The organism is Pseudomonas sp. GW821-FHT03C07 (assembly GCF_059420925.1).
This window is the reverse complement of record NZ_JBWKUQ010000027.1, coordinates 48,818-73,029: the sequence shown is the minus strand read 5'-3', so window position 1 is coordinate 73,029 and position 24,212 is coordinate 48,818. Positions and strand designations below refer to the sequence as shown.

The 24,212-nt window shown below is 62.2% G+C and carries 11 protein-coding genes; 2 read left to right on the top strand and 9 right to left on the bottom strand.

Features of this window, described 5'->3' with window-relative positions; genetic code table 11:
* Positions 1-35 precede the first annotated feature (35 nt).
* The 7 genes from AC07VG_RS31115 to AC07VG_RS31085 form a co-directional block, all read right to left on the bottom strand.
* Positions 36-5,012 (bottom strand): dermonecrotic toxin domain-containing protein, encoded by a 4,977-nt coding sequence (locus AC07VG_RS31115; protein WP_495022418.1) that lies wholly within the window; start codon positions 5,010-5,012, stop codon positions 36-38.
* A 309-nt stretch (positions 5,013-5,321) separates the two neighbouring features.
* Positions 5,322-10,433, bottom strand: a complete 5,112-nt coding sequence (locus AC07VG_RS31110) for a dermonecrotic toxin domain-containing protein (RefSeq protein WP_495022417.1) — start codon at positions 10,431-10,433, stop codon at positions 5,322-5,324.
* 91 nt (positions 10,434-10,524) lie between these two features.
* Positions 10,525-12,720 (bottom strand): hypothetical protein, encoded by a 2,196-nt coding sequence (locus AC07VG_RS31105; protein ID WP_495022416.1) that lies wholly within the window; start codon positions 12,718-12,720, stop codon positions 10,525-10,527.
* 49 nt (positions 12,721-12,769) lie between these two features.
* Positions 12,770-16,270 carry a calcium-binding protein gene (locus tag AC07VG_RS31100; protein ID WP_495003822.1) on the bottom strand — a complete coding sequence of 1,167 codons (3,501 nt, stop codon included), beginning with the start codon at positions 16,268-16,270 and terminating at the stop codon, positions 12,770-12,772.
* Positions 16,271-16,957: 687 nt separating this feature from the next.
* Positions 16,958-17,857: a hydroxymethylglutaryl-CoA lyase gene (locus tag AC07VG_RS31095; RefSeq protein ID WP_495022415.1), complete on the bottom strand. Its 900-nt coding sequence runs from the start codon at positions 17,855-17,857 to the stop codon at positions 16,958-16,960.
* A 120-nt stretch (positions 17,858-17,977) separates the two neighbouring features.
* Positions 17,978-18,376 (bottom strand): MerR family transcriptional regulator, encoded by a 399-nt coding sequence (locus AC07VG_RS31090; protein WP_495003820.1) that lies wholly within the window; start codon positions 18,374-18,376, stop codon positions 17,978-17,980.
* 225 nt (positions 18,377-18,601) lie between these two features.
* Positions 18,602-19,531 carry a LysR family transcriptional regulator gene (locus AC07VG_RS31085; RefSeq protein WP_495003819.1) on the bottom strand — a complete coding sequence of 310 codons (930 nt, stop codon included), beginning with the start codon at positions 19,529-19,531 and terminating at the stop codon, positions 18,602-18,604.
* A gap of 151 nt (positions 19,532-19,682) precedes the next feature.
* Between AC07VG_RS31085 and AC07VG_RS31080 the strand changes: the two genes are divergently transcribed.
* On the top strand, positions 19,683-20,912 hold the full coding sequence (locus tag AC07VG_RS31080) for an acyl-CoA dehydrogenase (protein WP_100943900.1): 1,230 nt from the start codon (positions 19,683-19,685) through the stop codon (positions 20,910-20,912).
* Positions 20,913-21,035: 123 nt separating this feature from the next.
* On the opposite strand, the gene AC07VG_RS31075 is transcribed toward AC07VG_RS31080, so the two are convergent.
* Both AC07VG_RS31075 and xthA read right to left on the bottom strand, forming a co-directional pair.
* Complete coding sequence (locus AC07VG_RS31075) at positions 21,036-22,370, bottom strand: substrate-binding domain-containing protein (protein WP_495003818.1); 1,335 nt, start codon at positions 22,368-22,370, stop codon at positions 21,036-21,038.
* 231 nt (positions 22,371-22,601) lie between these two features.
* Entirely contained in the window at positions 22,602-23,414 is an 813-nt protein-coding gene (xthA, locus tag AC07VG_RS31070) for an exodeoxyribonuclease III (RefSeq protein WP_495003817.1), read from the bottom strand.
* A 134-nt stretch (positions 23,415-23,548) separates the two neighbouring features.
* Between xthA and AC07VG_RS31065 the strand changes: the two genes are divergently transcribed.
* Positions 23,549-24,199 (top strand): GNAT family N-acetyltransferase, encoded by a 651-nt coding sequence (locus tag AC07VG_RS31065; RefSeq protein WP_495003816.1) that lies wholly within the window; start codon positions 23,549-23,551, stop codon positions 24,197-24,199.
* Positions 24,200-24,212 lie beyond the last annotated feature (13 nt).

Below are 24,212 nucleotides of genomic sequence, written 5' to 3'. Positions count from 1 at the left end.
AGCCGACTCCTACAGTGTTCGGCCTTGGCCAATGCTCAGCTCGCCAGTCCGTGCTCCTTCAAGGCCTCTTCGGTCAGGCGCTCCATTTCGTCGCTGTGTTCACGGGCGATGGCTTCGTAGAGGGCCTGGTATTCGGCGTCCGTCATGGCTCGGGCGAACACCTCCTGCTCGGACTTGCCGAGTGTCGCGGCCGCCGCTTTCATGGTGGCTTGCAGGGTGGCTTTTTCATCCGCCGGCAGATTGCCGTTGTTGAACCAGCGTTCCTGGGCCGCCTGCAGGTCCAGCAGGGCGTCGCTCTTGCTGTCGCGCAGCGCCTCTTTCTCGCTGAGCTCCTGCAGGTACTGGATCTCCAGATAGTCCTTCCAGAACTCCTGCCTGACGATCTGCTTGAGCGTATCCAGCGGCTGCCGTTCCTGCTCGAGGATGGCCTGGTAAGCCGCATCCAGTTGGGCCTGGTTGACTCCGGCAATATTGTTGTAAAGCATCTTCGAGGCCTGCCACGGCAGTTCCAGGCGCTCGGCCAGGCCGACGCGATAGGCCAGGTAGACCTCCGCTTCATCGGGATGCCGGCCCTCGGCTCGACGTTTGTTGATCAGCGCCCGGGCCTGCGCGTTGACGCGATCCAGGCGCGATTTACCCTTGGCCAGTTGCAGCAGTTTCGCCTCGATTTCGTGGGCCTCCGTTTCGGCATAGGCTTCATGCAACAGCACGTCGAAGCCCATGTCGCTGAAGGCCACGGTGATGCCGTCGGCGCAAGCGTCCGCTTGCGGCGCGTTGGCCTTGGCGAAGAGTTTTTCCCGCAGTCGGGTGTCCTTGATCGCGGCCCTGAGCATGCGCCGCACCCGTTCCTGGAGGCGCGGGCGAGCGACGTTGTCGGCGTAGTCGGCGGATTCCTTCAGGTCGGCGATCACATTGAAAAATGCTTCGGACTGATCGATCGGCTCCTCGCTGGCCAGTTGCAGCCAGGCGTCGCGAAAGGCCTCCTGTTCCCTGATGTCGAGCCCTTGCAGCCAGGCACTTTCGTCGCGCGACACGGGACCGCGCGGGTGTGACGGACTGTGGGCCGGTTCGTCGTCGCTGCTCAGCTCGTCGTCGTTCAGATCGGCATCGGGATCCGAGTCGGAGGGCAGGTCCAGGCCAAAGTCGATATCGGTTTGCGCGTAGTAGTCGGCGAGGTCGTTCAGGTAGTCGGCCTCAAGGGGGTTGCCATAGAGATTGATGAACCGGGCAATCCGTAGTCCCTCTTCACTGGTATCCAGGAGCGTATCCGGGACTGTCGTGAGGTTGTTCGAACGCAGGTCCAGGCGGGTCAGCGCCGCCAGTCGCTGGTAGCCGGTTGGCCAACTGGAGAGCCCGGTATTGCCCAGGTCGATACGGACCAGGTCCTGCATCGCGCTGAGATCCGGCGAGAGGCCCAGGCTCGGATTGTTGGCCAGGCTCAGTTCTTTCAGGCGTGTCAGCCTGGACAGCAGGCCGGCGGTTTCCGTGGTCAGGACGATGTGGTTGCCGCTCAGGTTGAGATGGGTCAGCTCGGTCATCGCGCCGAGGCTCGATGGAATCTCGCTCAGGGCACCGCCGCCGATATACAGCCGGTGCAACTGCGGGAAGCGCCCGAGGAAACTCTCCAGGCCGATGGCGATGTCCGCGTGGGCCAGGCTCAGGAGCAGTTCGCGGACATGGCTGAAGTCCGCTGAGAGGCTGGGCAAGCGGATGGCCGGGTCGAACAGCACGAAGCGCAGCCAGTAGCCTTCATCGGCCGTGCGCTGGAACGGTTCGCGGCGCCAGCAGTCCTTGATGCTTCTGGCGATATGAGTTCTGATCTGCACACTTTCCAGGGGCAAGGGAGGTGTACTGATCCAGGCTTCGAGTTCCGTGCCCAGGGTGCGGTACTCGCTCTCCAGTTGTTCGAGGCGCTGCACCGCCGCCCCTTCGTTCAGGCCGCGCAGCTCGAGAAACGCCTCGACGGCGCGCCAGGAATGGCTGGGATAGAGGGCTTGTGCGAGGTCGACGAATGCCGAGGAGCGTGTGCCCGGCAGCCGTCCGCCCACGCCACGACCGCTGAGCGGGTAGCCAAGACGGCCGTCGGCCAGGCGCATGGGCGGTACGTAGCCGGGCTTGATGGGGGGCAGACCGAGGAGTTTTTCCAGTTCCTCGCGCGTCGGCAGTGACTGTTCGAGCAGTGTCCGCTTGAGGCGCGCGGCCTCATGGGTTCCAGGGAATCCCAAGGCCTTGCGCTCGGCATCGGGCAGGGCGTGCAGGATACCGCCGTAGAGGTCGTCCGCACCGTGCAACTCCCGACCGAGGGCGTCGTGAGCTTCGTACAGCGAGCCCTTTTTTACCAGGACCTTGCGAATCGCCGCCTGTTCCTGGCCAACGCTGTCGAGCAAGGTGCCGGCGAAGGACGACTCGCGTATTTCGAGGCGAATCTGCTTCGACCAACCCGGCAGTTTGGCCAACTGACGCAGGATCAGCCGGTCACTGTCGGGATTGTGCGTCGCCTCCAGATACAGCCCTTCCAGGGCTCGTTCCAGGCGCAGGCTGCGGCTGTAGTGGCGGGCTTCCTCGGCGAGCCGCAAAGGCACTTGCCGCGTCTCGAGCAGGCGCCGCAGTTCGAGCGGGCTGGCGTGCCTGACCAGTTCCTCGGCGACAGGGGTCGACAGCACCGGAAAGTCGCGCTGGATCACCGCGACAGCGGGGTCGTTGGATTGGGTTCGATAGCGGTAGTGCGAATCGAACAGTGCCGCCCGACGGTTAGCGGCCTGCGCCGCGAGGGTGCGCCGCAGGGCCACGGTGCGGGCGTCCAGGCTGATGCGTCCGACACCGAAATCCTCGCCCAGCAAGCCACGGATTTCCGTTTCGTCGAGGTTTTCCAGGACCTTGCGCAGCAGTTGGTTGGCATCGAGCCCAGGCCATTTGAGGTCGATGCGCTGCAACGACTGTTCCTGGCCGGCGGGATACTCCTTCAGCGGCACGCCGTGCCGGTCCAGCAGGCGCAGGACTTTCGACTGCGGCCAGAGCGGCTCGTCGGTCAGCAGTTGCAGTTCCATATGCAACTCGTCCAGGGAACAGTCGGCCGCACCACCGCTTTGCAGACGTTGCACCAGGCGCTTGAGATCCCGGTCGAGCTTGAAGCGGGCGACACTGTCTTCGAGCAGGGCCGGTGGTCGTTCCAGGTCGCTGAACATCCGCCGCAGGACGTGCTCGTCGACCCCGCTCACGGCCATGACCTGCTTCGCGGCGACCGGGTCCAGACTGGCGGCATCCGCTCCCAAGCGTGAAAAAAGTTGCGCTGGTTGCCACTGCCAGGGTTGCTCGAACTCATGGCGCCAGGCGCCCTTGCCGTTGTGATAGACCCGCGGCGCATAGGCCTGCGGGTTGCTCGGGTGTTGCAAGCGCCTGGCGGTCGCGGCGGGGCTGATCCGGTAATGACGACCGTCGAGCCTCAGGTAGGTCTTGTCCTGATGATGGTAGAGCCCGGCAGCGTCGGGCTGCGGTTCGGCGCTGTCGGGCAACGGCTGTTCATAAGGACTCAGGTCGGGTTTCCACAGCGCCTGCTCACCCGCTGGCGACTTGATCGGCTTGAGTTTTTCAATGAACGACGAGCCTTCGAAATCCCTCGCCAACGCGGTCCCCAGCCCGAGGAGTTCAAGGTTCAGCAGCACCCCGAGAAAGCCCAGCACCGCCTGTTTTTTCTCTTCATGATCCCATTCTTCAATACCGTTGTAGACCTGGACGATCAATTGCGCGGCCGCGACCGCCAGCATGGCTTCGCCGAGCCCCGGTACCAGAAACAACAGGTTGGTGGTCCAGTTCAGCAGCGATTTGAGGCGCGCCGTGCGGGTTTTCTTGTCCTCGTCGTCGGTAGGAACCGCTGTGACGCGGGCGTCGTCGAATCTTTTCACCACTTGCAGACGGCAGAATTCGTGGAACGGGTTGGCGACCAGCAGCGTTTTCTCCAGGCGCAGGTTGGCGTTCGCGGCTGGCTTGGGTTGTCCGGTGGCGGGGTTGGTCGGGTTCAGGCGCTCCTCTAGCGCGTGGAAGAATGCCGGTTGAGTCCGCAGATGAAGATAGCGCTTGAAGAAGGCCTGATAGGTTTTATCCCGCAGCCGCTCCCGCAGCTCATCGTGGAAGGCCCTGGCGGACGGGTATTGCCTGACGGCCCGTTGCGGATCGCCCGCCAGGTAGACCACGCAGGGGGCATCCGCGGCGTTTGCCGGGCCGTCCTGCTCGATCAGCAGGACGCCCTTGAGCAACGCGCCCCGATAGCCGCTGGCATTGGTATAGTCCAGCAGGGTCAGGTAACAGCAGCGTACGGGGCGGTCGTCCCAGCGCGGCGTTTGTGCCGGGTCGAGCAGGCTTTGCAGCATCCGCTGCGCCGACGTGGTCAGGGTGCCTTTCATCAAGGCGATCTGTGCCTGCACGGCCAGTTCGTCGCGCTCGTGTCGTTCGAAAAGCTTGTCGAAGAGCGGGCCGAGATAACGCTCCATATGTTGTTTGTACTGGCTGCCGAGGTCGAGTCGGCGGCACAGGGCGGCGAAATCCCGGGGCTCGATGGGCTTGTTCAGGACGCCGGTGCTTTTACGCAGAATGGCCGAGCCACGGTCGAAACCGAATGGGCCGGTTTCGCTGCTTTCGAAGTTTTGCAGGGCGGCTTGCAGCAGGTTTTGTACGATCACGCTTTCCTGGCGCGGTTGGCCGAGTGTGGCGGCCGCCAGGATATGGACATGCTTGAGCTGGTCGTGGTGAATATCCAGACCTGGACCGTAGTGTTCGTTCAGGGCCCGGGACAGCAACGGGGCGGCAAAGTCCTCGACGCTTTTGAACCCGCTCAGAAGGCGTGCCAGTTCGGTCTTGGAAACCTGACTCTGTCGGACAAGGCTGGCGAAGGCCTGGCGGCGTTGAAGGGACGCCTCGCGTAGCCAGGACGGCAGTTGCTGGATGATCAGGCGATGGTTTCGGGTCGAGCGTGGCGATGGGACAGGAGGGACCGGTGTGTGTGACTTGGTACTCATGAAGATCAACTTTTTCGGTGAATGAGTTATTCAGCTTATGCTTAATACTTTTGCGTAAAAGTTGAAAAAGTTGAGATTAATCAGTTGGTTAGTATCAATAATTCGGGTCTTTGAAATAGTCGGTTATGGCCTTTTGGCTGGCGCTTCATGCTAGTGCATGCCGTGTCGGAGCCCGGCTTGCCGGCGATGGTGTCCGCATGGACAGTGCAAGGCTCAAGGGCCTTATCGCTGGCAAGCCAGCTCCTACAAGGGGTTGCGCATGAGGTGATTGTCGTGGCGGAACCGGGATTTGTGGGGGCCGGGTGTTCGTCAGTTGGAGGACACTGTGTCGCTCGGCTGCAGCAGCTCTTCGGTCAACTGTTCCAGGCTGTCGGTGTAGGGCTTGGCGATGCTCACCGACAGTTGCAGGTACGTGCCGTCCGTCATGGCGCCGGCGAAGACTTCGCTTTCTGTCAGCCCCAGCGTCCGCGCCGATTGTCTTATCAGCTGCGTCAAATCGGTTTTCTGCGGTTCGTCCAGGGTTTTGCCGGAAAACCATTCACGTTGCGCACTGAGCAAGTCGTCGAGCGCGCCGAGCATGGCATTGCGCTGTTCCCGTGGCGCCTTGAGTGGTTCCTCGCCAAAGCGCGTTTCCAGATAGTCCTTCCAGAGCGGCTGATTAACCAGACGCCTGGCGACTTCGCCCGGCTGGCGTTCCTGCTCCAGAATTGCCTGGTAAGCCTCCTCCAGTGTTTCGCTCTTTACGGCGGCAATATTGGCATAGTTCATTTTTCTGGCTTGCCAGGGGAGTTCGAGCCTTTCCGCCAGGCCGATGCGAAAAGCCAGGTAGACCTCCGCTTCATCGGGATTCGCCCCGCTGGCCTTGCGCGCCTCGATCACCCGCCGCGCCTGCCGGTTCACCTGCTCCAGGCGGGATTTGCCGCGCGCCAGTTTCAGCAGCGGGCCTTCACGCGCTTCGAGGGGCAGGGCCTTGGCCTCATGCAACAGGACATCGAGGCCCATATCGCTGAAGACCACGGTGATGCCGTCTTCGCAGGTATCCGGCTCGGGGGCGCTGGCCCTGTTGAACAATTCCTCGCGCAGTTCGGTATTCTCGCTGGCGCCCCTGACCATGCGCCAGACACGCTCGACCAAGTCAGGACGATGGACGGCGCTGCGGTAGTCGGCGGAGTACTTGAGGTCTTCCAGTACTTTGAAAAATGCCTCGGACTCTTCGATATGATCGCTGGCCAAGCGCAGCCACAGGTCGCGCCTGGTTTGCTGCTCCGCCCTGGCCAGTCCTTCAAGCCAGGGCTTGCTGTCGCGCGGTACGGGGGAGGGCGTGCCCCAGCGACTGTGCCGGGAACTGGCCCCTGACGTTGGGCGCGAGCCGCTGCTCCAATCCGACGGATCGTCGCTTTCCACCAGCACGTCGAGTCCCAGGTCGAGGTCGGTCTCCAGCCGGTAGGCCTCGACACGCCGTCGCAGGGCGTCAGGGATCGGGTTGCCCTCCAGGTTGATCGCCCGGTTGAGGCGCTGGCGTTGCTCGTCGAGCCCGAAGACCTCCTCGGGAATGCTGCTGATGCGGTTGTCGCTGAGGTCCAGGCGCCTGAGCGCCGGCAGCTTGTCGTAGCCCCGTGGCCATTGGCGTAGCCCGGTATTGCGCAGGTACAGGTGGGAAAGACGGCTTAGTGGACTCAGGTCGGGCAACATGGACAGGGTGCTATTGTTTTCCAGGAACAGGATTTCCAACTGGGTCAGGTGGGTCAACGGCGCGGCGGTGCCGGGCGTGATGACGATCTGGTTGGCCTTGAGGTCGAGGTACTTGAGCTGCGGCAAGCGTTCCAGGGCGGTAGGCAAGCGAGCCAGGACATTGCGGCTCATATCCAGTCGTTGCAGGTGCGGGAAGGCTTCCAGGAAACGATCGAGCTCCGGCGTGGCCATTAGCGCCAGCCCACGCAGATGCATTTCGCTGACATGGCTGAAGTTCGCGGAGAGCGTCGGCAGGTTGTCCAGCGCATAGCCCGTCAAGCTCAACTGGCGGCCACCGATGGGCAGGCCTTCGGCATCGCTGGCCAGGTCGGTCTCATGACGCCAGCAGCGCTTGATCTGCAAGGCCAGGCGCAGTCTGCCACGAGCGTCGACGGACACCTGCGGATCGCCGACCCAGATGTCCAGCTCGTCTTCGAGGGTGGCGTATTCGAGTTCCAGCGCCCGCAGTCGTTCTATCCCCGCACCCAGGCTCATGTCCCGCAAGCCATGCAGGCTTTCCACCTCCGAGAGGCGCAGGCGCGGATACAACTCCTGGGCGAGGCGGTTGAATTCGAATGAGCGTACCGCCCGACCCGCGCCACGTCCGCTCATCCCATAGGCGAACTGTCCGCCGGCGAGGCGCATCGGCGGTATCCGATCGGGTTTGATGGGCGGCATGGCGAGCCGCTCGCGCAGGGTTTCGCGGGACAGCAGCGGCAGATCGAGCAAGGCCTTTTTCAATTCCGCGCCCTGGCCCACGTGGGGAAAGCCCAGCGCCGCCCGTTCGGCGTCTGGCAGGGCATGCAGCAGCGCCGCATACAGGTCGTCGGGGCCATGCAACTCCTGGTCCTGTGCGTCACGCGCCTCATAGCGGTTGCCCTCCCTGATCAATACCTTGCGCGAGGCCGCCTGTTGGGGGCCGACGCTGTCGAGCAACGGACCGTTGAAGGCACCGTCGCGGATTTCCAGGCGGACGCTGTTCGACCAGCCCGGCAATTTCTCCAGCATGGGCAGGATGACCCGGTAAACCTCGGCCTGGCCGACCGAGTCGAGGTAGACCTGCTCGTAAAGGCGGGCGATACGGACGTTCTGCAGGTAGTAGCGGGCTTCCTCGGCCAGGCGCAGCGGCACCGATCCGGCGGCGAGCCGTTGCAGTTCGGCACTGTCGGCCTGGCTGACCAGCTCCCTGGCCACCAGGCGCGGCAGCGAAGAAAAATCCCGCTGGATCACCGCCACCGCCGCCGACGGAGCGGCCGGCCGAGTGCGAAACTCATAGTGCGAGGTGAACAGGCTGTCCCGCCGCTTGACGGCCTCCTTGGCGAGTATTTGTCGCAGTCTGCGGGCGCGGGCCTCAAGGCTGAGGGTGCCTTGTCCGAACTCTTCGTCGAGCAGGCTGGCAATCTCGCGTTCATCCAGCCTGTCGAGCACGCTCTTGAGCAGGTCATTGGCGCCCAGGTCGGCCCAGGTGGCGTCTATGCGCGACACCCGCGCGTCGATCCCGGGTGGGTACTCGGTGAGCGTGGCTTTTTGCTCGTCGAGCAGGCGCAATACTTTCGAGTCCGGCCACACTGGCCGGTTGGTCAGCAGTTGCACGGTCATGTGCAGTTCAGCGCGCGAATAACCCAAGTCATCGCCGCTGCGCAGGCGGGCGATCAGCTGCTCGATATCCTGGTCGAGTTTAAGGCGAATCAGGGTGTCGCGCAGCAAGGCCGGGGGTGGCAGGTTATCCACGTGCAGGCTGCGCAGGACATCGCCGTCGATGCCGCTGATCTGCATGACCCGTCGGGCCGCGGTCTCGTCCAGGGCCGCGGCATCGGGCCCCAGGCGGGCAAACGCGCGCCGGTCATCCCAGGCCAGCGGTTGCTCGAATTCGTGGACCCAGGCGCCGGCGTCGTTGTGTCTGAAGGTCGGGCTATAGGCATCGTTTTTTTGCGGATGCCGGGCGCGATAGTGCCGGGATGCCGGGTCCGGCTTGAGTTCATAGTATTTGCCGTCGAGCGGTAGGTAGCTGCGGCCCTGATGGTGATAGAGGCCCGCCGCATCGGGTTCCAGCGCCCGGGGCAGGACGATCTGCTGTGCGAAGGGGCTCAGGTCGGGATTGAACAGGCGTATATCGCCATTGGGCAGCGTCACCGGACGCAGTCCATCGACAAATCCGGCGCCAGCGATCGCGGCGTTTTCCGCCGCCGCCGCGCAAGCTCCGGCGGCCCCGAGGGCGGCGATCAGCGCGACGTTTTGCAGGACGCTGGTCAGGTAGGTCCAGGCCTGTTCTTTTTCGCCCAGGGCGAAGCTGTCGAGGGTGTGGAAAATACTGCTGCCCAACTGCACCGCGACCACGCCGAGCATCACTTCGCCCAACCCGGGAACAATGAACGCCGCGACATTGAGGATATTCAGGGCCATGTTGAAGTAGTGTTCCAGGCGCGCCGTGAGCGCCTGGCGGTCCTTTTCCGCGGTGGGTACCGCGATAAACAGGGCATCGGCGAAGAAACTCTCGACCTTCTGTCGATAGCGCTGGCGAAACAGATAGCTGCCGATCAGTTCGCCGGCCAGGTCGAGGTTGGCCTTGGGGTCGGGGGTCGGCTCGTAGTAGAAACCGTTCCATTTCTTGGGGGAAAGGCGCTCTAGCAGGGTATCGACAAAGCGGTTGCGGGAAGCCTGGGGCACGAAGCGCAGAAAGAACTTCAGGTAGTCAACCTGTCGCAGCTTTTCTCTCAGGTGGTCTTCGAAGGCGGCGCGCGACGGGTATTGCCGGACCGGATGGAAGAGGTCGCCCGGAATGTAGACCACCCAGCCGTGGGCGTGGTCATCGGTACGCACCACCAGGATGCCGTTGAGCTGGATCCTGAACAGGCTCAAGGTGAAACAGCGCTGTGGATGCCCGGCCGGTACCGGGACTTCCTTGCCCTTGGCCACCTCCAGCATCAACCGATAGGCCGTCTCGTCCAGGTGCGCTTGCAGGAAGGCGATATGCACCTGGGTCTCGAGCGCGTAGGCGTCGTGGACGGTGAAAGGGCTGCGCACACGCTGCTGCGCCGCCAGTGCCGTTTCTCCGGCACTGGCGGGGGGAAAGAACACGTTATCGAGGTGCTGCTGGTACTGCTTGCCCAGGTCCAGCGCGCGGCACAGGGCGGCGAACTTGACCGGTGAGAGGGCCAGGCGCGACGGGTTCGGCTTGTCGACGGGGTACTCGCTGTAAATCGCCGCTGCGCGGCCTGGCTCGTCGAGCTGGCCTTCCAGGGTTTGCGAGGCTTCGTAGTTGTGCAGGGCGGCATGCAGCAGGGTGGAAACGTAGGAGCGGATATTGCCAGGGGTGCCCTGGGTGGGCTGAAAAATGAACGTTCGGCTGGCATCCAGCGCCACGCCGAACTCCCTCTTGAGCGCTTGCTCCAGCCGCGGTTTGGCAAAGGCCTCGACCGTGCTCATGTTGCCCAGCACCTCCTCGGCCTGGCGCCGGTAGTGCAGGCAGCTGGCGTAGCTCTGGTGCAGTTGGGTGAAAATGCCCGGCGCCAACTTCAGCTTGGGCAGCTCGCCCAGTGCTCGACGTCGCAGGACCTGATACGTCGCGGGGTCGGCCTGGACCAGCCACTCTGGAAAGCTGTTTTTGACGAAATCATAGTGAATCCCCCGATGTCCTCGGGGGAGTGGGGGGGTGGCGGACCCGGTGTCAGCCGAGGTATTCGACGTCATTGTGTGCAACCCGATTCGTTGTTCGAATGGGCAGCCTAGCGGTCGCGTCACCTGGAACTGCGGTAGCTATTCATTCAATCAAGGTGTGCAATCAGTCAGTCGAGTCCGGCCAGATAACATCGTCGGAAAAAATCTTGCTATCGGCCGGCCAATTCAGGACCACTTCATCGGATTCGGCTACCTGGTCAATCAAGTCATCATAGACATGGCCGTTATCGACACCGTCCCAGGTCGCGTTCTCGATTCTGGTCTCGCTCGCTCCGGCGGCATCTTGTATCGCCTGGACCTTGGCGGCACGGGTGAGGCTGGAGTTGACCAGCCAGATCCGATCGGCGCTGATTCCCCGGCGCGATACCGAGATATGCCCTTCGATATCATCGTAAGGAAAATGAACATTCTCGGCCTCATAGTTGAAGAAGTAGTTTTCCGCTCCCGGCACGACCTCAACGTTTCGCGTATCGATCATGTAGATGAAGCTGGTGACCTGGCGGTGCCTGGCAGTGTCGTAACCGCGTTCGCTGTCCAGCGAAACCGCTGTGCTGGAGTCTGAAAAGGACGCTGAATCACTCTCCGAATCCTTTCGTCCGGCAGCCCCCGAGGTTCGGGACACCGCGGACTGGCTGGCATTCGACGATGCCCCCTGGGAACTGGCGTCGCTGTCACTGTCGGAGCTGGCGTTGTAGGCGGCGGGGCGCTTTCCGGGGTATTTGTTGAGTTGAGTGTTATAGCGCAGTTGGCCAATGCCGGGACCACCCCCCACACCGTAGCCCTTGGCGTCGCGCAGGCTGAAGGTGGCACTCAAGGCTTTTTTCGTGGTCGAGCCGCGCGGATGGTTTTCCCTGGCGAGCATGCAGCCATCCCTGGCCAACTCGAAAGGCGTGCGATCTTCGCTTCTGAACAGGGCGGGGATATCCGTCCGGTACAGGCAACCATGGATGTTTTTCCGGTAGCCGAGCTTGAGCAGAAAGGCCTCATAGAACAGCGGGGTGTAGTAAGCGTCAAAGTCCTGATCCAGTGAGTGGGGTTTGAAGTTCCTGAGATTGCGGATATGCGGCATCACCTCGTTTTCCAGCAGGTCAAAGCGTCGTGGGTTGCTTTCATCCATCGACTGGCGTTTATGCGCTTCGGCCCACTGGGGAATCTTGCCGGTTTCCTGGACGGCCTGTTTCAAGCGCGGCAGCATGCTGGGTAGCAGGTTATAGCTGCGCAGTAGCTGGCCACGCTCCTCGGGCGTTTTTTCCGGATAGACCCATTTCAACTCCCGTATCAATTGTTCCCTGGGGTTGCCCTCTTGTGTGGTTTCGGCCCATTGGGGCTTGCGGCTGATCACGCTGGCCTCGGAACGAAAACGCGTGATGTCGTTACCCTGAAGCCCATAGTGTTCCCAGATATCCCGGTCGGTCCAGGACGGGAGTCGCTCGGGGGGGATCGACTGGCCGGATGAGTCGATTCGGCCTTCTGGTGGGGTGACCTGGACCCACTTGTCATTTTTGCTGAAGGCGAACAGGGTGAAGGGCAAGTCGGGGCTCTCGGAAATCAGGCCCGCTGGAAATGTGATGCTGCCGTCCGGACGTAAGTCGCCCCTTTTCATCAACTGATAATAGCCCTGGTTGTCGGGACCTCTGAACGGGATGTAAAGGCTCTGAGTGGAAAAGCTGAACTTGGGAATGATGAGGCCGGGCGCGGTCGATACTTGAGCGGGTCTGGCCTCGACTGTCGGCTCGTCAGCCAGGCGCGGTCGTTTGACCGGGGGCTGAGTTGCCGCGGGGGGCTGGTCCCCCGCTGATGTGACGGTCCTCTCTCCCCAGACAGAGCTTTGCCCTATCCGGTAAAGCGCGGGACCGGACGGCAGCAGTTCATCGATGCGTTTGGCCCGATAGGTATCGAGTTGCGCGTCATACACGACCATGACCGTGCCACCGTCTTCGAGATCGACATAACGGCGCTTCTTGGTGATTCTCAGGCCCTGCTGGTTGGGTGGCGGCAACGACTCGGGGGTGCTGACCCGGTAGTTTTCCAGCGTACCGGGGCCAAGGCCGCCGGCCTGCTCCGCAATGCTCGTGACTTGTACGTTCTGGCCTGCCGGGGTGTTGGCTGGCGCTTGGGATTGGCTGGCGGGAGGCTGGCCGAGAGACAGTGGCGGGCTCTCCAGATGGCGTGGCCGCAGACCCGCGGGAGGGGAGATACGGCTACCGGATGGCGTCGCGGTTTCGGCAAGGCCTGGTAACTGGGGCTCGGACCGCCTGATAGGGGGGGATTTGGGTTTGACCGGGATTTTCGGAGACATGCGGATACCTGCCAATTAAAGAAATAAACATCCTGTTCAGGATCTGTAATCAATCGGGTACTGCTGTGGTTGCGACCGCGCGGGTACGCCCGGGACTGTTCGCGGATGGTTTGTGCGGGGTTGCCGCGAGAATCTGCAATTGATCCGAGCGGATGCTGCGCGACCAGTCGCTGTCCAGCGTCCAGTCGTCGCTTTCGATGTCGTAGTGGATATTCCCGGGGCTCGCATCCTTCAGGCGGATATTCCTGATGCCGAGCAGGTCGGCGGTCAGTTCGTGCTGCTGTCGGTGCTGGCGGATATCCTTCAGGATCGCCTCGGGATCGGCGTAGGCCTGGGCGTTGACTTCACTCAGGAGCACTTTGCCGAATTCGTATTGAATGTCGTAGCGATTGCCGGCGCGGGTGAAGACCCGGACCTTTTCCAGCGGCTGCCCACCACCCTCGTCCTCGGGCAGCATGACGGTGACCGTGCCGATGCAGAGGATGTTCCCCTCGAGGGTGATCTGCTCACGGCCGATCTCTTCGGCCAGAAAATCAGGGTAGATGTTCCACACCGAGGCATTGCTCGTTTTCGCCACGGCACCCGGGGTTATCAGGCTGATGGCGGTATTGGCGCGTGGGTACAGGTTGTAGGAGGAGGCCTGGCCTTCCAGGATATAGAAGCTCACCTGGGGTTCGGCCGGAAGATCGATACGTTGCGGGTGCGCCTGCAATACCGTCGCCGGCGTGCGCCTGGGCTTGACGAACAGGTACTCACCCTGGCGCTGGCGCAGCAAGGCGGCACTCTTGAGCCGTTTCAGCCCGGGTTCGCGATGATCGTCGAAATAGGAGTGCTGGGGTGTTTGCAAGCGATACGAGCGGCCGTCGCGCATCACCAGGAGCAGCGGCCGGTTGAGTGAGAGCCCGGCGGCGACCAGGCTGCCCCCGACATTGCTGCCGACGGCTGCACGGTTGCGGTACGGTGCCTCGACGATCAACTGTTTGCCGTCCTTGAACGACAGGCTCAGTCGGGTATCACGGTAACTCAGATAATCGAAAGCGCCCTGGCGCGTGGAACTGACGGTATAACAGGCTTCGACACTGTCTATTTCAGTGCTGTCATAGTCGATATAGAGCGTACAGGTCGAGGTGGCGGCGCAACTGCTGATCTGCGCGCAGCTGTGGCGGGCAATAAAAAAGCCGTGGTTTTGCTCTACGGCAATGTGCCTTTGAGTTCCGCTGACCATGACCGGCGCCGCTGGAAGTTGTCCCGCGCGGGTAATCACGCTCTTGAGTTCGTGGACCGCCGCGCCACTCAAGCTTGCCGGCAGGTCCGGCTTCAGGCGGTAGCCATCGAGGGTGATGAACTCCAGCTTGTCGTTCTGCAACAAGCGCTCTTCGCCCAGCGTCTTGTAGACATGGCTGATGGTGATGGTCTTTGCGGGTAACTCGCCATCCTCGCCTTCGAGTGATGAAACCAGCAGTGAAGTGCCTTGCACGAACCAACGCTGGATGCGTTCGAAGTGCCAACCGACTTCGATCAGGCTGGGGTCCTGGCCGTCTTCGTCAATCGTCGTGGTGTGGCTGTTCGCACCGATAAAGTAGCGGTCTTTACCCGGACCGCCGGTTGCCTGGGCATTGTTGCCCAGAAGCAGGATAGTGTCGTCGCCCGCGCCCGCGTCAATCAGGTCGCCGTTGCCATGGGCGACGATCCGGTTGGCCTGGTCCGAGCCGTGCACCTGGTTCGAGGCACCGGCGAGGGTCTCGGCATTTTCGATCGACTCGAGGGTCGTGTGGGTGCCCGGGGGAGAGCCGGCCCTGGCGGTGCGCAAGCCCAGCCGGCCATGCTTGAGATCGATGCTGTAGCCGATGTAGCGCGAAGGACTGGCGGGTTTTCCCAGCAACGTCAGTGTGTCCGTTCCGGCGCCACCGCGCAGGGCATGGTAGCGGGCCAGGACAGGGGTGGTCCTGAGGCACTCGCCGGCGCTGCTGAACTGGAACAGATCGTCCTTGTCACCACCGGTCAGGGTCTTGAGACCGTCGCCGTAACTGAAGTAATTGGGTTTGTCGCGGACACCGACAATGCTGTCGTTACCCCCACCGAGTTGCCAGAGGATGCCTTTGCTGGCGCCTTCGGTTCCTGCCACGCTGCCAGGCAATGACGACGGCAGGCCGTCGCGGGCGTCCACGCTGTCGTCTCCTTCGCGTAGCGTCGTTTCGTTGACCAGACGATAAGGTGACTCTGCCCGCCGGGCATCCCATTGATGTTTCCAGTGTTTGACCGCCGTCAGTTCGATCTGGAACTGGCCGCTGACGATGGTTTGCACGCTGTCCTTCAGTTCGCCGTCAAGCAGCGCGCGGGCGGCTTTTTCCTGGGCGTTGGCGTGGGCGCTGGTGGCTACGGCGATCTGATAGCGATCGAGGATATCCTGGTCCAGGGACATGCCCCAGAAGGCTTGCCAGCCGGAGCGCCAGCGTTCTCCCAGGCTCAGTTCGATATAGTCGTCGATGTCGTCGATCTGGCGTGCCGCGCCATAGATTCGCGCGCCGAGGATCAACACCATCCCGGCGACGATGCCCACCGGCCCGGCCGCGCCGAAACCGGCCAATGCCCCGGCGCCGAGGGCCAGGGACAGGCCGGCGCTGGTCAGGCTCAATGCCGCGCTGACGTAATGATCCTGGGCTTGCTTGCCCTCGGCCGCGGCCGCGTCGTTGAACGATTTGATCGCGTTGTACAGATCGAACGGCAGGGTCAGCACCGAACCCAGGAGGCCCGCGCTGCGCGCCAGTCCCTTGGCGACGCTGGTGGCGCAAAAGCCGTTGAAGACAAACCCGCCATGACGAATCATGGTTTGCGCGGTCTTGGCCAGACCGACCTCGACGGTCACCGAGCCGACTTCCGCGACAATACCGCCGACATTGACCGCCGCTTCTACCCGATCACCTTTCTTCAACGCCTCGAAAGTTCCCGTGATACCGCAGTAAAGGCCATAGGCCTGCATGCCGACACCGGCACTGGTCATGCTCCGGCTTTTGGCGCTATCGACCCAGCTCGGCTGCCGATCCGCTAGCGGCGGGGCGCGCAGGTCCAGTTGCTGGACCGAGTCGAGCAGCTTGCCGAGTTTGTGCAGGGCGGACTGCGGGTCGCTCCCCTCGGGCTCTTTGAGCAGGGCACCGGCGTTGATCGAACGTTGTGCGGCGATCTCGAACAGCAGGTGGGGAATGCTTTCAGGCTGGTTTTGCATGAGCGACAGGGTCATTTTCCCGACCTGGGTCGAGTCCAGTTGCAGCGCGTCGATAAACGACTGATCTGCCTGCTGGATATAGCGCCCACTGAGCGGTTGCCCCTCGAGCGTAGCGCCCATGGCCTGCAGCTGCATCCGACTGATGCTGAGCTCGCCGATACGCAGGGGGCCGAAGCGCTCGTCCTGTTTGCTCAGGTAGGCGAGTCGGTTCTGTTGCAGGCTGTCGGGCAGTCCGGTTGTGGTGGGCGGAGCAGCGGCAATATCCGACACGCGCATGCGCTGGGCGAGGGCATTCCGGGATGCGCTGGCATCTGTTGAAATCGACATAGGTAAAATCCATTTTTCCTGACGGCTGAAAGTGCTTCGTCGCACCGGGCTCCTGGTACTCAGGAAGACGGCAACGAAGGTGGATTCAGTATCCGGTCCATGGCGTCGGGGATGCGTTACATAGATATGGTGCGGGCGGGTTTATCGTCGAATGACCGGGAGGCAGGAACACGAAGGGGAGCCGAAGCTCCCCTTGAATGTGTTGTTGTATGCTCTTTTCTTGTTATTGAGGGGCGGTCTGTTGTTGTTTTTGTCAACCGTGACCCTTTCTCGCCGTTTAGGTGACCCCCATCCGGGGTCAAAGAGCAAACATATTTTTTTGAGCGCTGATCTGCTTTATCAGGTGATCCAACCAGTCCGTAGCTACCTTGAGGTAGTTTTATTGTTCTCTGTCCGGTTGCGGGTGACCCGAGGGTTCCCTGAAAGCACACCTTCTCCAAAAAAATCGGTTAGCTGCGTCTCTGCCGTGTTGTTTTTGTTATGTCAGAGTCGGTACGTCTTATTTTTATGGGTTTGCCGCTTTTTATTCTTGTTATGCAAGAGATATAGCAGGTGGCGTGCCAACTTTTTAAAATCCTTTAAAATCAATGGCTTGATATTTTTCGTGAACCTTCGGCAAAGGGCAGTGTCGTGAATCTGTTTCCGTGTTACTCGTTTATGTTTCCAGACGGTAACACCCGGACACATTCATCCCGCCTGCCGTGCCTTGGCGACCCGTGAGCCAGTAACACGTCCCAGCACCGCACAGATTTCCTGGCCGGCGAGGAGCAGCCGATCCAGGTCAACCCCGGTGTGAATGCCCAGGCCGTTGAGCATATAGAGCACGTCTTCGGTGGCGACGTTACCGCTGGCGCCCTTGGCGTAGGGGCAGCCGCCGAGGCCTGCGATGGAGCTGTCGAAGACCTGGATGCCTTCGAGCAGGCTGGCGTAGAGATTGGCCATGGCCTGGCCGTAGGTGTCGTGGAAATGCCCGGCGAGCTTTTCCCGGGGGACGCTGGCCGAGACCACCTCGAACATCCTCCGGGTGGCGCCCGGGGTGCCGGTGCCGATGGTGTCGCCCAGGGACACTTCGTAGCAGCCCATGGCATACAGCTCGCGGGCCACGACGGCGACCTGTTCGGCGGCGACCGGGCCTTCATAGGGGCAGCCGAGCACGCAGGACACGTAACCGCGCACCGTTACGCCGTGCTGGCGGGCGGCATCCATGATCGGCACGAAACGTTCGAGGCTTTCACGGATGGAACAGTTGATATTGCGTTGGGAAAAGGCTTCGGACGCGGCGGCGAATACCGCCACCTCCTTGACCCCGGCGGCCACGGCGTCTTCGAAACCGCGCAGGTTGGGGGCCAGGGCGCCATAGGTGACCCCGGGCTTGCGCTGGATCCGGGCAAAGACCTCGGCGGAACCGGCCATCTGCGGTACCCATTTGGGTGAGACGAAGCTGCCGACTTCGATGTAGCCCAGGCCCGCGTCGGTGAGGCGGTCCACCAGGCGGACCTTGTCGGCCACGCTGATGGGTTGGGCTTCGTTCTGCAGGCCGTCGCGGGGACCGACTTCGATCAGGCGTACGTGGCTGGGTAGTGACATGGGGATACCTTTGCGCAAAGAGGGGGGGGGGGAGCCGGCTGGTCGGAACGCCGCGCCGCGGCGATGGCGTCGGTACAGGCAACGCAGGGTTCGAGGGCCCCATCGCCGGCAAGCCGGCTCCTACAGGGGGATCTGGGTTTCAAGGGTCTGTGCCAGGGCCTGATGGCAGCGCTCCTCGGCGGTGTCGAGTTCCAGCTGCATCTGCTCGATATCCAGCAGTTGCTGCTCCAGCTGCGCCCGACGCTCGGTGATTTTCGCCAGCATGCTGTTGAGCTGCTTCTGGTTGCCGCTGCTGGGGTCGTAGAGCTCGATCAACTCGCGGCATTCGGCCAGGGAGAAGCCGATGCGCTTACCGCGCAGAATCAGTTTCAGGGTCACCTTGTCCCGGGCCGAGTAGATGCGTTCCAGGCCCTTTCGTTCAGGGCTGAGCAGGCCTTGCTCTTCATAGAAACGAATGGCCCGGGTGGTGATGTCGAGCTCGCGAGCGAGATCGGAAATGCTGTAGGTCTGGCTGCTCATGAAAGCGCTCGAGAAAGGTCATGGCGCTAAGCTAAAGGCTGCTTGACGTAAACGTCAAGCAGATCAGGCTTGATGTAGGAGCGAGCTTGCTCGCGATGGTGGCCCCGACACCGTGCTTGTGTGGGAGCGGAGCTTGCCCGCGAAGCTTTTAGCGATCTTAAGGCCGCCTTCGCGGGCAAGCTCCGCTCCCACAGGGCATGCATTCAGATTGCATTGCCCCCTGGCTCAGGCCTTGTCGAGTTTCTTCTCATGGGCGGTGACCTGCTGGCACAGCTCGATCATCTGCTCGCGCATCCAGCGATTGGCCGGATCCTGGTCGGTGCTTTCGTGCCAATAGAGGTGGGTTTCCACCGGCGGCACGTCATTGACTGGTAACTGGAAGTAATGCAGGTCATGGCGGCGGGCGAAGCGCTCCGGCACGGTCATGACCATGTCGGTCTGCTGCAACACCTGCGAGGCCATCAGGTAATGCTGCGAACGCAGGGCGATCTTGCGCTGGATGCCCATCTTGCCCAGGGCCAGGTCGACATAGCCCAGGCCATTGCGCCGGCTGGAGATATGGATGTGGGTCAGCCCCATGTAATCGTCCAGGGTCAGCTTGTCCTTGCCGGCCAGCGCATGGCCCTTGCGCATGGCACAGACATAGCGGTCTTCCATCAGCTTGACATGCCGCACCTGCGGGTCGGTGTTGAGCGGCGCGTCGACGGCGAAATCGATACGCCCGGCGGCCAGCTCCTTGGTGGTCTCGCGGCGCTTGGAGAGGAAGCTCTCGATCGCCACCGTCGGTGCCAGGCGGCGCAGGCGCTGGAACAGCGGCGGCAGAATCACCGCCTCGGTCAGGTCGGTCATGCTGATGCGGTAGGTCTTGTTCGCCTGCAATGGGTTGAAGATCCGGCTTTCCTGCACCGAAATACGCAGCAGCGAGAGGGCATTGCGCACCGGGCCGATGATGTTCTGGGCCATTGGCGTCGGCACCATGCCCTGGGCGGTACGCACGAACAGCGGGTCGTTGAAGGTCTCGCGCAAGCGGGCCAGAGCGTTGGACACCGCCGGTTGGGTGATGCCGACGATCTGCCCGGCGCGGGTCAGGTTGGCTTCGGTATAGATGGCGTCGAAGACGATGAAAAGGTTGAGGTCGACCTTGCTCAGATTCATTTCGCGGCGCTCTTATTGTTAGGGTTCGATCAACCGATCATATATCGGTGATGAATGTTAATACACGCCGAGAATAGCTTTGGTAAATTTTCGTAGCTGAACTAGCATCGATTTCATGACCCCGACCACCTACTCAAGAAGGTAGCTGCCCATGGATTTCGCTTATTCGCCCAAGGTTCAGGAACTGCGTGAACGTGTGACCGCGTTTATGGACGCTTATGTGTATCCGGCCGAACCAGTGTTCGAACGCCAGGTCGCCGAAGGCGATCGCTGGCAGCCCACCGCGATCATGGAAGAGCTCAAGGCCCGCGCCAAGGCCGAAGGTCTGTGGAACCTGTTCCTGCCGGAGTCCGAACTGGGCGCCGGCCTGACCAACCTGGAATATGCCCCCCTGGCGGAAATCATGGGCCGCTCGCTGCTCGGGCCGGAGCCGTTCAACTGCTCGGCGCCGGACACCGGCAATATGGAAGTGCTGGTGCGTTATGCCAATGAAGAACAGAAGCAGCGCTGGCTGGAGCCGCTGCTGCGCGGCGAGATCCGCTCCGCGTTCGCCATGACCGAGCCGGACGTGGCCTCGTCCGACGCCACCAATATGGCCGCCCGCGCCGAGCGCCAGGGTGATGAGTGGGTGATCAACGGCAAGAAGTGGTGGACTTCCGGTGCTTGCGATCCGCGTTGCAAGATCCTGGTGTTCATGGGCCTGAGCAACCCGGATGCGCCGCGTCACCAGCAGCACTCGATGATTCTGGTACCGGTGGATACCCCCGGGGTGAAGATCGTTCGTCCATTGCCGGTGTTCGGTTACGACGACGCCCCCCACGGTCACGCCGAGGTGCTGTTCGAGAACGTGCGGGTACCTTACGAAAACGTGCTGTTGGGCGAGGGCCGTGGTTTCGAGATCGCCCAGGGTCGCCTTGGCCCGGGCCGGATTCACCACTGCATGCGTTCCATCGGCATGGCCGAGCGGGCGTTGGAGCTGATGTGCAAACGCGCGGTCAACCGTACTGCGTTTGGCCGGCCGTTGGCCCGCCTGGGCGGTAATATCGACAAGATCGCCGATTCGCGGATGGAGATCGACATGGCGCGCCTGCTGACCCTGAAGGCGGCCTTCATGATGGACACCGCCGGTAACAAGGTGGCGAAAAGCGAAATCGCGCAGATCAAGGTAGTGGCGCCGAACGTGGCTTTGAAGGTGATCGACCGGGCGATCCAGATCCACGGTGGGGCCGGGGTTTCCAACGACTTCCCACTGGCCTATATGTACGCCATGCAACGAACCCTGCGCCTGGCCGACGGCCCGGATGAAGTGCACCGGGCGGCGATCGGCAAATACGAGATCGGCAAATATGTGCCGCGCGAGATGATGCGCTCGGAACGCTGAGACCTGCGTCTGTTGGAGCTGGCTTGCCAGCGATGAGGCCGGTGAGGGCGATGCAAGTCTCAAGGGCCTCATCGCCGGCAAGCCGGCTCCCACACATGTCGCCGTGCTCTGAGAGTGCCGCTCTCAGTAAACCCAGACCTCGACCCGGCGGTTCTTGATGCGGCCTTCATCCGCGGTGTTGGCCGCCACCGGCATCTGCGCACCGAGGCCCTGGATATCGCGAAACACCACGCCGCCCTTCACCAGTTCCCGACGTACCGCCATGGCCCGCAGCTTGGACAACAGGGCGGCGCGGGCCGGATCGTTCTTGGCGTCGCCAAAGCCCACCAGGGTCACCTGTTTGTTCAGCTTACCCTGGGCATGCAGGTAATCCAGGACCCGCAGCACATCCTGGCGAGCCTTGTTGTCCAGGCTGGCGCTACCTTCCTCAAAGCGAAAATTCACCGACAGCCGCTGCGCCTCTTTCGCCAGTGCCTGGTATTCCGGCGACATTGCCGGGCCGGGAGTCACTGGCATGGCTTGCACCGTCTGCGCGACAAACCCGTTGCCGGCGACAATCGCCTGGCCCGCCGGGCTTTGCGCGAAGCGCACCAGGGAGACGGCCCAAGGGTTCTGGCGGTTGGGCGGCAAGTAGAAGAACAGTCGTCGCGACAGCGGATAATCCTCGGTGGCAATCAGGCTGGCGAGGGGCAGCATCGCTTGCGAATCGCCATCGACGATGGCCAGGGCCTTGGCCTGGCGCACATAGGGCAGGCCGATAAAACCGATCCCCTGGTGATCCTGGCTGACCGCGTCGGACAACTGTTCGCTGGATTCGAAACGCTGGGCGCCAGTGGCCAGGGATTTGCCGTGACGGGCCAGTACCAGTTCCTTGAAGGTGTCCCAGGTCCCGGACTTTTCATCGCGGGCATAGAGGTGAATGGCACCGCCGATCCCGCCCAGTTCTTCCCAGGTTTTCACTTCGCCGGAAAAGATGCTTGCCAGCTCTTCGGTGTTCAGTCGGCTCAACGGGTTTTGTGGGTGCAGGATAATCGCCACGCCGTCGATGGCGATGACTTGCTCGGCGTCGGGGTTTTTCAGATCGCCGAGGCTGGCGAGGTCAGTCAGTTCCGCCTCCTTGATGGGGCGTGAGGAGGCGGCGAGGTCCGCGGTAGCGGCTTTCAGGGCGCTGAAACCGGTGCTGGAGCCATGGGCGGCGACTTCGACCCGCACCCGGCGCCCTTGTTCGGTGGTGGCAAGCACGCGCTGTTCGTTGTCCTTGCCGGTATTGGCCAGGTGTACGCCGTGCAGGCCCTGTTCTTCGAGCCAGCCCTTGACCAGCGCCGGCCCGAGGTCGGCGCCGATGGTGTTGGAGCCCTGGATGCGCAGCGCCGGGCCGTCGTCGGGCGGCGCGGGCAGGGCCGCCAGGGTCAGGGCGGGGAGACCGCAGAGGATCAGCAGTGAGAGCGCGCGCAGCATGGGGCCTGCACCTTTTGTGGGTCAGAGTGCTGCAAGAATAAGTCAGTCGGGTTGCAGCTAAATGACAGGGTGGGGTGAGCCATCTGTAGCGGTGATGGTGTTTGTTCTGGCCTCTTCGCGGGCAAGCTCCGCTCCCACAGGGACCGAGTCACACCGCAAACTCTCGGTCAGCCCCGGACATTGTGGGAGCGCAGCTTGCCCGCGAAGAGGCCCTCAAGCCCGAACGCCGAATCAGCCCAGTTCCAGCCAGATCGGCGCATGGTCGGAAGGCTTTTCCATGCCGCGCAATTCATAGTCAACCCCACCGGCCTTGACCCGTGACAGCAAACCATTCGAGGCCATGATCACGTCGATCCGCAGGCCACGCTTGGGCTCGTCTTCAAAACCGCGGCTGCGGTAGTCGAACCAGCTGAAGCGGTCATTCACCTCGGGGTACAGGTGCCGGAAGCTGTCCACCAAGCCCCAGTTCTTCAGGCGGGCCAGCCATTCACGCTCTTCCGGCAGGAAGCTGCACTTGCCGGTTTTCAGCCAGCGCTTGGCGTTGTCGGCACCGATGCCGATATCGCAGTCTTCCGGGGAGATATTGATATCGCCCATCACCACCAGCGGCTGGTCCTGCTTGAACTGGCTTTCCAGCAGCTGTTGCAGGTCCTGGTAGAAGCGTTCCTTGGCCGGGAACTTGGTCGGATGGTCGCGGCTTTCGCCCTGGGGGAAGTAGCCGTTCATGATGGTCACCGGCGTGCCGTTTTCATCGGCGAAGGTGCCCCAGATAAAACGCTTCTGGGCTTCCTCATCGTCGCCCTCGAAACCCTTGTGCAGGCTCAGCGGCGCCTGGCGCGAGAGCAGTGCCACGCCGTAATGGCCTTTCTGACCATGAAAATGCACGTGGTAACCCAGGGCTTCGACTTCGGCCTGTGGAAACTGCTCATCGCAGACCTTGGTTTCCTGCAGGCCGATAACGTCCGGTTGGTGTTTCTCGATCAGCGCCGCCAACTGATGGGGCCGGGCGCGCAAGCCGTTGATGTTGAACGAGACGATTTTCATGGGCGGCAATCCTGGCAAAACAGCGATGCTAGCCGACAAGTCCGGCGACGGCCAGCGTGGCGGGAGTACCGATGCACTGCTAACGTTCTCTCAAATCGTCGCGGCAGGCGCCGCGGCCAGGGAGATGGATCGCCATGTCGGATCTGCCAGAGATCACCGCCCAAATCCATTTGCTCGACGGCGGTTATTCACGGGAAGCGCGTTCCCTGTTGTACCAGGCCTATCGGCATGAGCCGACTTTTGCCTATCTGTTCGAGGCCGAGCGCCCGGGCTACGAGCAGCGGGTCCGGGCCACGGTGCGCGAGCGGGTCAAGCAGCACTTTCTCGAGGATCTGCCGGCCATCGGGCTGCTGGTCAACGACCGCCTGATCGGCATTGCGCTGATCGCCCCGCCACAGCGTCGCCTGGACATTACCGAAAGCTGGGTCTGGCGCATGCGCATGGTGCTGAGCACCGGTTTTCGCTGTACCCGCCGTTACCTGGAGTACCAGCAGGCGGTGCTGGCGAGTCTGCCGTCGGATTCGGTGCATGTGCTGCCGTTGCTGGGTATCCACCCGCAATTTCAGGGCCAGCAATATGGTGAGCAACTGCTGACGGCGGTGCACAATTGGTGCGCCGAGGACCCGCACTCCCAAGGCGTGGTGCTCGATACCGGCAACCCGCGCTATCTTGAGTTCTACAAGCGCCAGGGCTATGAGGACATTGGTGAGGTGGCGGTGGGACCGATCCGCGAGCACGTGTTTTATCACGCCAATCCACAGGTGTTACAAACAGCAATGGCTTGACTGTCGAACTTTC